We start from the raw sequence: 337 nt of genomic DNA, 5'->3' as shown, positions 1-337 counted from the left end.
TTGTACTACGACTTAGCATACCCAGTGCCTTCCTCTGTTCCCATGATTACCCTCATGCCTAAGCATGCCGACGGCCACGCCAAAGACGTGGAAACGACCAGCGGAGACGTCGAGCCCCTCGCGGCAATCGCGCACCAGTCGTTCCGGCACCAGGGCCACAAGGTTTGAGCGAGCAACGATGCCGGGCACGACCAGAAACGATGCGGCGGACAGCACTATGTTGCGGCGGTAGCCCAGGGCCGCCAATCCGTCATCCACTGGGGTGGTGAAATCACCGCCCTGCAACGAGACGATGACATGATCCAACCGCGCGAACCGCTCCACGGAGAGTCTGTGC

Annotated in this window: 1 pseudogene; it reads right to left on the bottom strand. The window is 61.1% G+C overall.

Features of this window, described 5'->3' with window-relative positions:
* Positions 1-12 precede the first annotated feature (12 nt).
* Positions 13-337, bottom strand: a pseudogene (locus KDH83_RS32115) (LysR family transcriptional regulator); the annotation flags it as partial.

This window comes from Achromobacter sp. Marseille-Q0513, assembly GCF_018195695.1.
In the GTDB taxonomy this organism is placed as follows: Bacteria; Pseudomonadota; Gammaproteobacteria; order Burkholderiales; family Burkholderiaceae_B; genus Achromobacter.
The sequence above is the reverse complement of the archived record's forward strand: the minus strand, read 5'-3'. Positions and strand labels throughout refer to the sequence as shown.